10 protein-coding genes and 1 pseudogene are annotated in these 13,959 nt (G+C 42.1%); 7 read left to right on the top strand and 4 right to left on the bottom strand.

Translation table 11 applies throughout. The features are described from left to right. Positions 1–54: 54 nt before the first annotated feature. Positions 55–309 (bottom strand): annotated as a pseudogene (locus EI162_RS11000) (HAD hydrolase family protein); the annotation flags it as partial. A gap of 249 nt (positions 310–558) precedes the next feature. Between EI162_RS11000 and EI162_RS10995 the strand changes: the two are divergent. Together EI162_RS10995 and EI162_RS10990 are read left to right on the top strand one after the other, a co-directional pair. After that, positions 559–1,683 (top strand): ImmA/IrrE family metallo-endopeptidase, encoded by a 1,125-nt coding sequence (locus EI162_RS10995; RefSeq protein WP_192524397.1) that lies wholly within the window; start codon positions 559–561, stop codon positions 1,681–1,683. Then, entirely contained in the window at positions 1,680–2,186 is a 507-nt protein-coding gene (locus EI162_RS10990; protein WP_192524396.1) for a DUF4411 family protein, read from the top strand. Before EI162_RS10995 ends, EI162_RS10990 begins: the two co-directional genes overlap by 4 nt. Before the next feature lie 88 nt (positions 2,187–2,274). Here the strand turns inward: EI162_RS10990 and parC are convergent, their stop codons facing one another. Beyond that, positions 2,275–4,596, bottom strand: a complete 2,322-nt coding sequence (parC, locus tag EI162_RS10985; RefSeq protein WP_192524395.1) for a DNA topoisomerase IV subunit A — start codon at positions 4,594–4,596, stop codon at positions 2,275–2,277. A 713-nt stretch (positions 4,597–5,309) separates the two neighbouring features. On the opposite strand from parC, the gene EI162_RS10980 reads away from it, so the two are divergent. The 5 genes from EI162_RS10980 to EI162_RS10960 all read left to right on the top strand — a co-directional run bounded on the left by EI162_RS10980 (position 5,310) and on the right by EI162_RS10960 (position 11,817). Further along, positions 5,310–7,037, top strand: coding sequence for an AMP-binding protein (locus EI162_RS10980; RefSeq protein WP_192524394.1), 1,728 nt, complete (start codon positions 5,310–5,312; stop codon positions 7,035–7,037). A gap of 508 nt (positions 7,038–7,545) precedes the next feature. Continuing rightward, entirely contained in the window at positions 7,546–9,330 is a 1,785-nt protein-coding gene (locus EI162_RS10975; RefSeq protein ID WP_192524393.1) for an AMP-binding protein, read from the top strand. 113 nt (positions 9,331–9,443) lie between these two features. Beyond that, the gene (gene rph / locus EI162_RS10970; RefSeq protein WP_192524392.1) at positions 9,444–10,160 is read left to right on the top strand and encodes a ribonuclease PH; all 717 of its coding nucleotides are present in this window, start codon (positions 9,444–9,446) and stop codon (positions 10,158–10,160) included. Between the two features lie 119 nt (positions 10,161–10,279). Continuing rightward, on the top strand, positions 10,280–10,783 hold the full coding sequence (locus tag EI162_RS10965) for a hypothetical protein (RefSeq protein WP_192524391.1): 504 nt from the start codon (positions 10,280–10,282) through the stop codon (positions 10,781–10,783). 254 nt (positions 10,784–11,037) lie between these two features. Further along, positions 11,038–11,817 (top strand): hypothetical protein, encoded by a 780-nt coding sequence (locus EI162_RS10960; protein WP_192524390.1) that lies wholly within the window; start codon positions 11,038–11,040, stop codon positions 11,815–11,817. 256 nt (positions 11,818–12,073) lie between these two features. Here the strand turns inward: EI162_RS10960 and hemJ are convergent, their stop codons facing one another. Together hemJ and bioB are read right to left on the bottom strand one after the other, a co-directional pair. Then, positions 12,074–12,508, bottom strand: a complete 435-nt coding sequence (gene hemJ / locus EI162_RS10955) for a protoporphyrinogen oxidase HemJ (protein WP_192524398.1) — start codon at positions 12,506–12,508, stop codon at positions 12,074–12,076. A 186-nt stretch (positions 12,509–12,694) separates the two neighbouring features. Then, positions 12,695–13,891, bottom strand: coding sequence for a biotin synthase BioB (gene bioB, locus EI162_RS10950; RefSeq protein WP_192524389.1), 1,197 nt, complete (start codon positions 13,889–13,891; stop codon positions 12,695–12,697). Positions 13,892–13,959 lie beyond the last annotated feature (68 nt).

The following is a 13,959-nucleotide window of genomic DNA, read 5'->3' as shown; positions in this document are numbered from 1 at the left end:
GTAGCAATTGGGTTTGATAATTAGTTTATAACACTTTTAGGTGGGATTGACTATATCAAAGCTATATTGGCCGTTCATACAAATGATGGCATCCAAAACGTCCGTCTCTAAAAGTGCGGTAATATCTGGCGGTAATATTGGCTTTGAGCGTCCGGTCGAAATCACCAGTTTAATATCCGTCTTCGCCAGTGCTTCAAGCGTTGCTTTATTTTGTGGTGCAATTTCACCGTTACGGCTTAAGGTGTCGTCGATATCAAAAAAAATGATTTTTGGGGTGGATATTAGGGTTTTTTGGGTCGGGGTTGGCATGGATATCCTTTTTTATTATTTGGTCAGTTATTAAGGCAACGCATTTAATAGTGATCAGTTCTTTGAAGATAAGAGCTTTCTTAATAACTTGTAAGCGAAGATTGTGTAACGGCAAAGCAAAGTGTCACATGAAAGAAAATAACTTATATCGTCAATTAAATATACAATACTGTTTTTATAGACTAAATATATAAAGGTAATAACGTATGTTAAGATACTCTAGCATGGGTTCAATACGACATGAGGAATATGGCGATCAAATTAATCACTCACTCACCTAAGGCTTATAGTCATTATAGAGGGCAATTGTCACTCTCAGGAGAGCTGCTTGCCAAAAAAACTAAGATTCCATTAGAAAAGATAGAAAAAGCTCAAAATCTAGGAACTGATACTGTATTCACATTTAATCAGCTTAAAAAAATTGCAGATGTTCTTTTAGTGCCTGAATTCTTCTTGTTATCTGATAACTTACAAACAGCTGATATACCTGAGTTAATTGATCATCGTAATCAAAGTGATATCAATGATGAAGAAAGCAAGTATCAGCTTAATAAAGTTGTTAGAGAGGTTACCAAAATTCGTGAGGATTTGGCATACACTTATGAGAGTATGAACATTGAACCTACTCCTTTCAAGCTAAAGCTTAAAGGTGATAACGAACAATATGATGCTTCAGCTATCAGGGACTTCTTAGAGGTTTCCACATCTAAATTTAAAATTGATGGTAATGATGATTATTATAAGTCATGGCGAACTCTCATAGAAAGAAAAGACATTCTTGTACTCGAGATTTCACGTCAAAAAATTGGCTCGGAAGGTATGGCATTATTTTACCCACTGCTACCTATAATTGCTATTCTTTCGTCAGGTCAAAGTAATTCAAGGAAACTTTTCACAATGCTTCATGAGCTAGTTCATTTAGGATTACGTGAGAGTTCATTAGATGGTGAGCTACTAAAAAGTAAGCAAATAATTGAACAATACTGTAATCGTGTTGCAGGTTACGTATTAGTTCCAGAAACTGAAATAGTAAAGTATTACGATAGCGGAGCTTCATTAGAAGATAATATTGTTTCCATTAGAACAGCCTTGAAGGTGAGCAAACAGTCCATAGCAATACAACTCAAGTTGACTGGTAGAATTACTCAGAAAGATTTAAATATTTATTTAGATGAGTTATCTGATAGAAACAGTGGTGGATTTGGTAAAAGTGGTAGACAGTATACTGCTGTTAATAAGTTTGGTAAGGTTTATTTGCAACAAGTTATCTCTGCAGTATGGGATAGTAGCTTACCTGTGAATACAGCAATGAAAATGTTGAATCTTAATAGTGTTGAACAGTTATCATATCTTGAGCAGAAGGTGTTTGGATGATTAAGTATTGTATTGATACTAATGCTATTTTGGATTTATGCTATCGTTACTATCCTTCCTCTATTTTTAGTAATATTTGGGATATGCTAGAGGGCTGTGTATTGTCTAGGCAGATTAAAATTATAATATCTCAGCATATTCATGAAGAGGTATATGACCGCGCATCCCTTATGAGTTACGATAAAACCATACTTGATAACTTTCTAAGAAAATTTCAAGTTGATATTATTAATAAAAAAGAATATGAAGTAGAGCTTGCTCAATTACAAGCTGAGCTTTTAAATATAACACCACTTAAATCAAGTATATCCAAAAATACTGATGACTTATCAAATATTTGTGTTGCCAAAAAAGAGTTAGCTACCATTATCACAGCAGAGCAAAGCAGCTCGCTAAATATTACTGATAAAGGGTATAGCAGGCTGAAGATTCCTGATACCTGCAGACACTATAACCTTGGCTGTCAAAACTGGATACCTCTTTTCGAATACATTGGTGTATAACATTATAAGTTTAAGCTCTTAATTAAAGATGAGATGTATCAAAAAGCTAGGCTTTTAGCCTAGCTTTTGAAGTAATAAAAAATACTACTCACCCAACCTCAACCCCAGTAACATTCTGAAAGCCCCTTGGCAACTGACTGCCACGGCTACCGCGCTTAGCAGTATAGTTAGCTAAATCCATCGGCTTTAAGGTCACATGACGTTTACCAGCGGTAATTATTAAGCTGTCTTGTTTGCTAAGTGGTGTGATAGTGAGCACTTCTTCATCACCTTTTAGGTTAATCATTTTATTACCTTTACCGCGAGCCTGTTCAGGTAAGTCATCAAGCGCAAATATCAATAAATATCCAGCATTGGTCACGACTGCGATATGGTTAGGTATTGAAGATGTATTGCTCCTTTCACTTTCGGCATTATCATTATTAGTGCTACCAGTCATATTTGCTGGCGCGTCAATACGAGCAACAGGAAGCAAGCGACTATCAGCAGCTAGGTTAATAATTTTTTTACCCGCTTTTTGATTGCTATCTAGATTACCAATGGTATTGATAAAGCCATAACCTTGCGAGCTGGCGAGAATGATGCGCTGATTATCAGCACCGGTTAATAGCTGCTCAAAGCTGGCACCTGCTGGCGGTTTGAGTACGCTGGTGAGCGGATCGCCTTGTCCACGTGCTGAGGCGAGGTTATGCGCATCGATACTATAACTGCGCCCTGTGCTATCGAGGACGTAGATTCTCTCGTTGGATTTACCGCGGACGTGTGCTTGATAACTATCACCCGAGCGATAGCTCATACCAGCGGCATCGACATCGTGACCTTTTGCGGCGCGAATCCAGCCCGCTTTTGATAATACGGCAGTAATCGGCTCGCTTGGTACGAGGTCAGATTCTTTAAGCGCTTGCGCTTCGGCGCGTTCTGCCAATTGTGCTACACGCTCGTTGCCGTGTTCTTTCATATCGGCGGTGAGCTCATCAATCATTAGATTAGTCAGACTGTCTGGATTATCCAAGTATTCTTGGATGATGGCGCGCTCTGCTGCCAGCTCGTCTTGCTCGCGGCGCAGCTCAATCTCCTCTAATTTTGCCAGCTGACGCAGACGAATATCCAAGATGGCATTGGCTTGAATATCCGTTAAGTCATAGTCTTGCATTAACGATAATTTTGGATCGTCTTCTTCACGAATAATGCGAATGACTTCATCAATATTGAGATAGGCAATCAGTAAGCCGGCAAGGATATGCAAACGCTTATCGATTTTATCGAGGCGGTACTGCAAACGGCGGGTGACCACCGAGCGACGGCAAACGAGCCACTCTTCTAATATCTCTTTTAGATTTTTGACCTGCGGTTTACCGTTTAAGCCAATCATATTCATATTGACGCGGTAATTGCTTTCTAAGTCAGTACTGGCAAACAGATGGCTCATGACGCGATCGACATCGACCCGCGTTGAACGCAATTCAAGCACGATACGGCAAGCATTTTCGTGGTCTGATTCGTCATGAATATCGGTAATCCAAGGCAGTTTTTTATCGGTCATTAGCTTGGCGATTTGCTCTTGGATTTTATTACCCGAGACTTGATAAGGGAGCGCGTCGATGATGACGAGATTTTTCTCTTTAGGGTCAATATGAAACGTTGCGCGCATTTTATAACTGCCGCGGCCGCTTTCATACATCGCTTGTAAGTCTTTTTTACTGGTAATGATCTCAGCAGGCGTCGGCAAATCAGGTGCTGGTATCGATTGGGTTAATTGCTTCACCGATAGCTCAGGATTTTTTAGCAAGCGAATGGCCGCGCGTACCACTTCATTGAGGTTATGCGGCGGAATATCGGTTGCCATACCGACGGCGATACCCGTCGTGCCATTTAATAATATATTGGGCAGGCGTGCGGGTAGAGTAGTTGGCTCTTGCATGGTGCCATCGAAGTTATCTTGCCAATCAACGGTGCCTTGTCCGAGTTCTGCGAGCAAAGTATTGGCATAAGCAGACATTTTGGCTTCGGTATAACGCATCGCCGCAAATGATTTGGGATCATCTGGGCTGCCCCAGTTACCTTGTCCGGTAATCAGCGGATAGCGATAACTAAATGGTTGCGCCATTAATACCATCGCTTCATAACAGGCGCTATCGCCATGCGGATGGTATTTACCCAAGACATCACCGACGGTACGTGCCGATTTTTTGGCTTTGGCAGTCGACTTTAATCCCAGCTCACTCATGGCATAGACAATACGGCGCTGGACGGGCTTGAGACCATCAGCGATATTTGGCAGCGCCCGATCCATGATGACGTACATCGCATAGTTAAGATAGGCTTGCTCAGTGAATTCCGCTACTGAGCGAGTATCCATCGGTTCGTTAGGAATGATGGTGGCAGTTGTATGATCAATAACATCGGACATAGAGTAGGTTTCGCTTTTGATTCTTAATAGAGGTTTTTTTACTGCACTTGTTCTGATGAACTAATATAGTTAAATAGGGTGGAAATAAGATAGTGCTATCGTAAAGGATATTAGCAAAATTAAAAAGGTATAAGTCAGAATAGACGACAATGCGTGACGTCTAGGCATGACGCATTTATGGTGTTTTAATGGTTAGCTTTTACAGATTAAGTTGAGTATCGTTAAGCGAAATAGTTTTTATTATTTCTCTTATACTTTAGGGTATTAAAAGACAAGTTTTTGACACTTATAACAAAATAATAAGAATGCTATGCACCGTATTTTTGGCCTGTAACTTTAGCCTGTAACTATAAAAGCGATAGGTGCTTATAAAATTAAAAAAATACTGAAAAATAGTCAATTGTTCAGTAATAAATCACCAGTCATTTGGTCTATAATAGCAGTTAAATAACTGATAATAATGATAATATCGACCGTCAAGCCAGTTTACGAACTCAAGTAGCAATCTTTTATATTGAGTAGTCTGTATAAAGTGTGTATGTTAATGAACAAAGGGCTATTTACCGCTATCTCGTTGACTCATCACCATATGACTACCTCGCAGCCTCGCTTGTCATTATCATGATAAGCCTAACTTTTGAGTATTCGTATGTTTATCACTCTGTGATTCGTATGGGTGACGCTAGCGCACCATTACTAGGAGAGAAAAGATTATGGAAAATCAAGATAACCTCATTCGTCGTAACGACAAAGTATGGGTTGATACGTACGAGAAGCTTGGTATTCAGTACGATATTGATATGCCAGCTGCCAATACTTCTTTGATCGATATACTTGAGCAAAATTTTATCAAACATGCGGGCAAAACGGCTTTTGTGTGCATGGATGTCAAACTCTCTTATGAAGAACTAGACCGTTATAGTAAACAAGTCGCTGCCTACCTACAGTCGCTTGGACTGGTCAAAGGCGACAAAGTGGCAGTTATGATGCCGAATATTTTGCAGCTGCCTGTTGCTGTATTGGGTGTGTTACGTGCAGGCATGACACTGGTCAATGTCAACCCACTTTATACCTCAAAAGAGCTTGAGCATCAGCTCACAGACTCTGATGCCAAAGTACTTATTTTGCTTGAAAACTTTGCCAAAACTTATGAAGACATTGGCAAAGATTTGGTCGAACATGTCGTGGTGACCTCGATGGGTGATTTAATGAGCCCATTGAAAGGCTTTATCGTTAATGCTGTCGTCCGCCATGTCAAAAAAATGGTACCTGATTATCATATTAAGGACAGCGTGAAGTTTAAAAAAGCGCTTAATCGTTTTTCTGCTAAAAACTATAAGCGCCCTACTAACATCGGGCTTGATGATGTGGCTGTCCTACAGTATACCGGTGGTACCACGGGTGTCGCGAAAGGCGCGATGCTCACACATGGCAACTTAGTCGCCAACCTGATTCAGTGTGATACCTATCTTGGCGATGCTTTTGATAAATTTGAGAGTATGAACGAGCAGCCAGTGATTATGACTGCCTTGCCGCTATACCATATCTTCTCATTTACGGTTTGCGGCATGTTCGGCTTATATCGTGGCTGTATCGGACTACTGGTGCCAAACCCACGTGATGGCGCCAGCTTAATTAAAGCCTATAAGGATTACCCACCCGCATTTTTCCCAGCGGTCAATACACTGTTTAACGCCCTAGCTAATAGTGATGAATTTAAAGCCTTAGATCATAGCAAGCTTGAGATGTCTATGGGCGGCGGAATGGCGGTTTTAAAAGATACCGCTGACAAATGGCAAAAAATCACAGGCAACGTCATCGTACAAGGTTACGGTCTGTCAGAGACCTCTCCTGTGGCATCAGCAAACCCACAGGGTACGGGCGAGTTCTCAGGCAATATTGGCCTACCAATGCCAGCGACTGATATGGCTATCTTGGATGAAGAAGGCAACGAAGTTGCATTGGGTGAGCGCGGTGAGATTTGTGTTCGTGGTCCACAAGTAATGAAGGGCTACTGGAAACGCGAAGATGCCACGGCTGAAGTCATGACCTCGGACGGCTATTTCCGTACTGGTGATATCGGCGTGATGGACGAAGAGGGTTACTTCAAAATCGTTGATCGCAAAAAGAATATGATTTTGGTTTCAGGCTTCAATGTGTATCCAAACGAAGTGGAAGATGTGATGTCAGGTCATCCAAAGATTTTGGAATGCGGGGTCATTGGTATCAAAGATGACAAGAGCGGCGAAGTACCAAAGATTTATATCGTGCGTAGTGATGATAGCTTAACCGAAGAAGAAGTACTTGCTTATGGCAAAGAAAATCTAACCGGTTACAAGCGTCCTCGTTATGTCGAATTCATCGATGAGCTACCAAAATCCAACGTCGGGAAGATTTTGCACAAAGATTTACGTGTGCTTGAAGAAAAGAATCACGGTTAGACAGTCCAATATCAAGTTTCTCGTACTTTTTATAGAGGTTTATAAGTACTGAATATCGATGCAAGTATCTCGATATTCGAGGTGCTCATTACGCCAAATGGTAGTGAAAAATGATAAGGTCTATGCAAACGGCCTTATCATTTTTTTTGTTTTTCGATTATCATTTCGTACTATTTATAGAGAAGTACCAGCAAAACTGCTATAGTTCGTGCCGATATATTTTTATATTCAACGATAGGAATGTATGTTTTTTGGCCGAGAAATTGCAAAAAACTATCGTGCTAATACAATTGCAAGACTCGTTTTTTAGCTGAGATTATCCATTGGCTGCTTTAATTACTTTTATCGTGGTCAATAGAGTTTTGCATAAAAGGTATGGCTTTCGATGTAAAAAATTTGTGAATAACAAAACCTCTAAATTTATTAGCTAACAGGCTTATTATTCACAAGTTTTTGATTAGGGCGTGTTTTACTAGCAATATTTTAACAGTAATATTTAGGGAAGATTATGACGGACAGTACTAATAAAGAAACCACAGACCATAATGATGCCAAGAGTGCTCAACCGATGGCTGAAACCCAAGCATTTCCTACCATGCCGACGATAGCGAGTGACAGTCCGTGGTTAAATGCTTATGAGCGCTACGGTATCGACGCGACGATTGATATGCCGGATGATAATACTTCTTTACTTGATGTGTTCGAGCGTAATTTTAGCCGTTATGGCCAAAAACCTGCCTATATCTGTATGGGTGCCTCGATTAGCTTTAAGCAATTAGACTTATACAGTCGTCAGATTGCCAGCTATTTACAGTCCTTAGGGTTGGTCAAAGGCGATAAAGTTGGGGTGATGATGCCCAATATTTTGCAATATCCAGTGGTGGCGTTGGGTATCATCCGCGCTGGCATGGTATTGGTCAACGTCAACCCTTTATATACCAGTCGCGAACTATCGCATCAGCTACGTGACAGTGGCACCAAAGCCTTATTTATCGTAGAGAACTTCGCTAAAACCTATCAGGAAGCCAGCGACAAAGGTCAAGTGAAGCACGTCGTCGTATGTAAGCTGGGTGATATGTTAGGGACGATCAAAGGGACCGTGGTTAACCTTGTGGCGCGTCATGTCAAAAAAATGATTCCTGCCTATAGCCTGCCAAACAGCGTGAGCTTTAAACAGGCGCTAAGTGCGGTATCAGCTAGCAAATATAAACGCCCTGATTTGAATTTAAGCGATGTGGCGTTGTTGCAATATACTGGTGGTACGACAGGTGTTGCCAAAGGTGCGATGCTGTCACATGGTAATCTAGTCGCCAACATGCTACAGATTAGTGCGTTGATGAACAGCGCCTTTGATGATGATGCTGACGCCGATGATGTGATCTTAACAGCACTACCTTTATATCATGTGTTCTCATTTATGGTTTGCGGTATGTATGGTATGTACCAAGGGTATGCAGGTCTGCTTATCCCCAACCCGCGTGACCTTGATGGTTTGATTAAAGAGATGGCTAAATATAAACCAGCCTTTATCCCTGCAGTAAATACTTTGTTTAATGGCTTGGTACACAAAGACAGCTTTGCAGAGTTAGATTTCTCTAATCTAAAAGCTGCTATCGGCGGCGGTATGTCCGTCTTACCAAGTGTGGCAAAAGAATGGCATAAAATTACTGGTCTGCCTATCGTTGAAGGTTATGGTTTGTCTGAAACCTCACCTGTGGTTGCCTTTAACCCAATGACTATCGCTGAGTTTACTGGAAAGATTGGTATTCCTGCTTCTAGCACCGATGTAATATTGATCGATGATAATGAAAATGAAGTGACACTTGGCGATCGCGGTGAAATCTGTGTCAAAGGTCCACAAGTGATGATTGGCTATCAAAACCGTCCAGATGAAACGGCTGAAACCTTTACGGCTAGTGGATTTTTGAAAACTGGTGACATCGGTATCATGGACGAAAAGGGTTTTATCAAAATTGTTGATCGCAAAAAAGACATGATTTTGGTCTCTGGTTTTAACGTCTATCCCAATGAAATCGAAGAAGCCATGAGTGAGCATCCAGCGGTGGTAGAGTGCGGTGCCATTGGTATTCCGCATGACCAGCGCGGCGAAGAGCCAAAGCTGTTTGTGGTCAAAAAGGGTGAAGTTACTGAGCAAGAGCTGCTTGATTTTGGCAAAAAACAGTTGACTGGTTATAAGCGTCCACGCCATATCCAATTCGTTGATGAATTACCAAAATCAAACGTGGGTAAAATCCTACGTAAAGAATTGCGTAAGATGGAAGGGTTAGAATAATTCTTGCTGCTAAACCTTAACCAAGCAGCGGCGCAATAGCTTGAGCGAATCTTGCTATTGCACCGTTGTCACGTTAGGATATTTAAAACACTATATTTGTACTAGGGATTTTTATGCGTATTGACAATCGTGAGCTTGACCAACTTCGCTCAATCAGCTTTGAGCGCCATTATACTAAGCATGCCGAAGGGTCGGTATTGGTCAGCTTTGGCGATACCAAAGTACTGTGTACGGCGAGTGTTGAGTCTGGCGTCCCGCGTTGGCTCAAAGGCAAAGGTAAAGGCTGGATTACCGCTGAATATGGCATGCTACCACGCGCGACCAATACCCGTAACCAGCGTGAAGCGGCACGTGGTAAACAATCAGGTCGCACCCAAGAAATTCAGCGTTTAATCGGTCGTAGCTTACGTGCCATGATTGATCTGAATAAACTCGGTGAAAATACCATTTATCTTGATTGTGATGTGTTGCAAGCCGATGGTGGTACTCGTACCGCGAGTGTGACTGGCGCCGCGATTGCGCTTATCGATGCGTTAGAAAGCATTCAAAAAACCAAAAAACTAAAAGCAGATCCGCTGATTGGTTTGGTCGCGGCAGTTTCTGTCGGTATGAAAGATGGCGAAGCTTATTTGGATTTGAACTACGAAGAAGATGCCAGCTGTGATACCGATCTAAACGTAGTCATGACCCAAAAAGGTGAGTTCATTGAGCTGCAAGGTACGGCAGAAGAGAAGCCATTTACCCGTGCACAAGCCGATGATATGCTTATTCTTGCCGAAAAAGGCATTGCTGAATTGATTAAAATGCAACAAACCGCTTTAGGCTGGTAAGCTAACCTATTGGCCTAGTAAATTACTAGCCTACTGGTTCAGTTTTGTGCTGAACAAGCCACCGCGTTTTTTGATTTTCTCGTTATATTTTACAGATACTCCGCAACAGGTAATGATGCATGCTTAAGCTGACCGATGATGGCGCTAAAATCACCTTACAAGGTCAGCCACAAACTGCTGATAATGGCATGTTTTGGTTTGGGTCTGCATTATTAGTAGGGGCAGTCGCGGTGGCCATGGCAATGAGCCTGTTGTCTGAGCGTTTGGCTATTGGCGCATTAGCGTTGCTTATTATTGGCAGTTTTATTTTTAATCGGCAACGCCAACAACGTAAAAAAGCCATGAGCGGTATGATTAGTAATGGCATATTGTGGCTGCGTGCTGGCGAGCTGGTGCATGATAATCAAGGTAAGCGCGAGCATATCCAGTTGGCTGAAGGGGACAAGGTCAATCTAATCGGCGAACAATTACAGATTGCTGATAGTAAGGGTATAAACAAATATCATATTAGCGGCTTTGAGAGCATCCAAGAGACAACTGCTGCCAAAGCTATCCTGCAAGGTCAAACCTTGACCAAACGCCATGTCAATATCAAGATGAGCGAGGATCCACCCACTTCTTAGCCGATTACCCATAGGCAGTTCTAAATAAAATCGATACGTTGTTCGATACATTCTTATTTAGCGTGCGCTTCTCTGTATTTCTTCTAAACCGCATCTCTTACCTAACCATTAATCTATACTTTTATACCGTTTATCGCCTTTTTAAGGTGAATAATGCTTGCAGATGCGTGCCCAAATAGTTTATAAGTAATATTGGAAAGTCTAATCATTGTTTTTTATGTTGTCATTTATACTTTATTGACAAGGAGTTAGTCATGTCGCGTTTGCCCATATTGTCGGTTACAGCGCCGTGCAGTGTATTGTTGGTTGCTTTTGGTATGATAAGTCAGGTTCATGCCGATAGTATGAGCGCATTGATTGCCCAAAAATCTGCCCAATCTGATAATAGTGCCCGTTATACGCCTTCGAACTCTACTGTACCTTCTGCCAAAATTAGCACACGCTCTACCATTCAACGTGCCGGTAACTCTGGTAGCTATCGCTCAAATGCGAATAATGTGCAACCAAGTGTCCATTCGAGTTATTCCAATACCAATTATCGTTATCCTAAGGTACAGCGTCAGGCTCCTGCGGTGTTACCACCATTCTTATCTGGCAATTATGACAATGTCGATAGCGAGTATTTGCCGCTATTAAGCGCGGCTGAATCGCAGAGTAGTCGGGCGGCACATGAGGTAATCAGCACCGCACGCAAGATGGCGCTGAACGAACGTACAATCATCCAAGGGGGTTGCTGGGATTATCTCAATGCGGTATTTAAACGTGCAGGGGTGACTCGCGATACTATACACAAGGGCACTTATGGCCAAGGCCCTTATGCCAGTAGTGGCGAGATTGAAGTTGGTGATTGGCTCTATTATATCAATCATGGTTACAATAGGGTCGAGCATAGTGGGCTGTTCGTAGGCTGGGTTGACGAGCGCGCTAAGCAAGCCCTGATGCTCAGCTATGCGGGTGAAAACCGTCGTGAGCCTGCACGCTACCGTGTTTATGATTTGAGTAATGTTTACCAAATCATGCGTCCAAACGTTTAGGGCATGTCCTCAATCTGAACGAAATCAACTAAATGGGCTAAAAATGGCTAAATCTTGCCAAACTGCGTCAAATAGCTGGCTAATATCTTGATATTATCTGTGCTATTTTCCTTGTTTGACTGCAATTTATCTCATTTTTATCACCATTTTCAGAATGAGGACACGCCCTAATATAGTTAATTTATTCAGATAAAAAAGCGTCCGTGACTTTGAGTTACGGACGCTTTTTTTATAAACAACTTTATTTACATCACTATTAAAAAGGTTTAACTACTACTAAAATGACAATAAATATTAGTGCAAAAACGGGTACTTCATTAAACCAGCGCCAAAATTTGTGCGATTTATAATGCGGATTGTCCATCAGTTTTTTACGATAAAAGCCGCAAGCACCATGATAGCCTGAGAGCAGTACCACTAATAATAGCTTGAGGTGCAACCAGCCTTGGGTTTTATAGACATCCCAGCCCAGTCCCAACATCCATAAGCCAAATACCCATGTCGCTATCATCGATGGTGTCATGATACCGCGATAGAGCTTGCGTTCCATAATAGAGAAGCGCTCGTGACTGATGCTATCGTCACTCATTGCATGATAGACAAACAAGCGTGGTAAATAAAATATCGCTGCAAACCAGCAGACCATGGAGATAATATGCGCCGCTTTAATCCAATTGAAATAATCTGCCATCATCCTCTCTCTTACGTCTTAGTAGATGATAGTCAATCCTTTACAAAAAAGTTACCGCAGCATTACCCTCGCTTGAAGTATTGCTTATACCTCTGCACTCGGTTGTCTAGGGCCTTTTTCAACTGAATCAACTATACGCTCAATAATGCTCGCAAGCTTAGCGCAGATTATCCAATAATGGTAGCGTTAAGCCAAAACTACTCCGCCCAAATCAGCCGAAATGACTTGTGATTGATGACCACTCATCGCGTCTATCACAGGCACTTGCTTAGGCGCTCTGGGAGCAGCAAACTGTTTGGTTAAGCCAAGCTCTCGCATCAATCTGTCATCGCCTGATTGGCTAGCATTACCGGTCGTTAGTAGTTTGTCACCATAGAAAAACGAGTTAGCACCCGCCATAAACGCCAATGCTTGCTCAGAATCAGATAAGCTTTCACGTCCAGCAGATAGGCGCACATAGCTGCTTGGACAGCAAATGCGTGTCACCGCAATGGTACGAATCCATTCAAGGACTGGTAACTGACCTTCTGCTAATACCTTGTCGCCGATTGGCGTGCCTTGAATCGGTACCAATAAATTGACTGGAATAGACTCTGGTGCTTTGGGCATCTTCAGCAGCTCAAGCACCCAGTCGATACGGTCATCACGGCTTTCGCCCATACCGACGATATTACCGCTACAAACATTGATACCTGAGTTGCGTACATTTTCTATGGTACCTAAACGTTCATCATAGCTGCGCGTACTGACCACTTGCTCATAATAACGTCGTGAAGTATCAAGGTTATGATTATAGTAATCAAGACCTGCATCCGCCAATTGTGTTGCCTGATTAGTATCGAGCATACCGAGGGTCATACAGGTCTCAAGCCCTAATGCTTTGACTTCTTTGACCAGTTCAACCACGTAAGGCATGTCTTTAGCGCTTGGGTGTTTCCACGCTGCACCCATACAGAAGCGTGATGAGCCAGTGGCTTTGGCACGTTTAGCAGCAGCGATTACCTTGTCAACTTCGATGCGTTTTTCTGCTTGTAATTTGGTGGTGTCACGGTGATGACCAGATTGTGAGCAGTAACCACAATCTTCTGGGCAGTTGCCCGTCTTGATGGATAGTAAGGTGCTAATTTGTACTTCATTGGCGGTGAAATTCTCTCGGTGAATAGTCTGTGCTTGTAGTAACAAGTCCATCAAGGGCAAGTCAAAAAGCTGGGCGATTTCTTCGCGGTTGTGTTTACTATTGGTTTGCGGGTTCGCTTTTGTGGCATCTGTCGCTAGGCTGGCCAAAAAGTCATTATTAACATTATTGTTAAAACTGTTTTTATTATTAAATGGGTCAGTAAGGCTACTGGCGTTAGGCTCTGAGATGCTAAGTAAATCTGCCATGATATAAATCCTTGGTGGTGTATCAAAAAGTATGCTGGAGTAATAAAAGAAGGGTGACAGCCGAAGCA

This window comes from Psychrobacter sp. FME6 (assembly GCF_014861365.1).
In the GTDB taxonomy this organism is placed as follows: Bacteria; Pseudomonadota; Gammaproteobacteria; order Pseudomonadales; family Moraxellaceae; genus Psychrobacter.
Note: the sequence above shows the minus strand (reverse complement) of the source record. Positions and strands in the feature narration are given on the sequence as shown.

Excerpts from the sequence above, each read along its gene's own strand:
- EI162_RS10995 (WP_192524397.1), top strand. The coding sequence starts at position 559 with ATGGCGATCAAATTAATCACTCACTCACCTAAGGCTTATAGTCATTAT.
- EI162_RS10990 (WP_192524396.1), top strand. The coding sequence starts at position 1,680 with ATGATTAAGTATTGTATTGATACTAATGCTATTTTGGATTTATGCTAT.
- parC (WP_192524395.1), bottom strand. The coding sequence starts at position 4,596 with ATGTCCGATGTTATTGATCATACAACTGCCACCATCATTCCTAACGAA.
- EI162_RS10980 (WP_192524394.1), top strand. The coding sequence starts at position 5,310 with ATGGAAAATCAAGATAACCTCATTCGTCGTAACGACAAAGTATGGGTT.
- EI162_RS10975 (WP_192524393.1), top strand. The coding sequence starts at position 7,546 with ATGACGGACAGTACTAATAAAGAAACCACAGACCATAATGATGCCAAG.
- rph (WP_192524392.1), top strand. The coding sequence starts at position 9,444 with ATGCGTATTGACAATCGTGAGCTTGACCAACTTCGCTCAATCAGCTTT.
- EI162_RS10965 (WP_192524391.1), top strand. The coding sequence starts at position 10,280 with ATGCTTAAGCTGACCGATGATGGCGCTAAAATCACCTTACAAGGTCAG.
- EI162_RS10960 (WP_192524390.1), top strand. The coding sequence starts at position 11,038 with ATGTCGCGTTTGCCCATATTGTCGGTTACAGCGCCGTGCAGTGTATTG.
- hemJ (WP_192524398.1), bottom strand. The coding sequence starts at position 12,508 with ATGGCAGATTATTTCAATTGGATTAAAGCGGCGCATATTATCTCCATG.
- bioB (WP_192524389.1), bottom strand. The coding sequence starts at position 13,891 with ATGGCAGATTTACTTAGCATCTCAGAGCCTAACGCCAGTAGCCTTACT.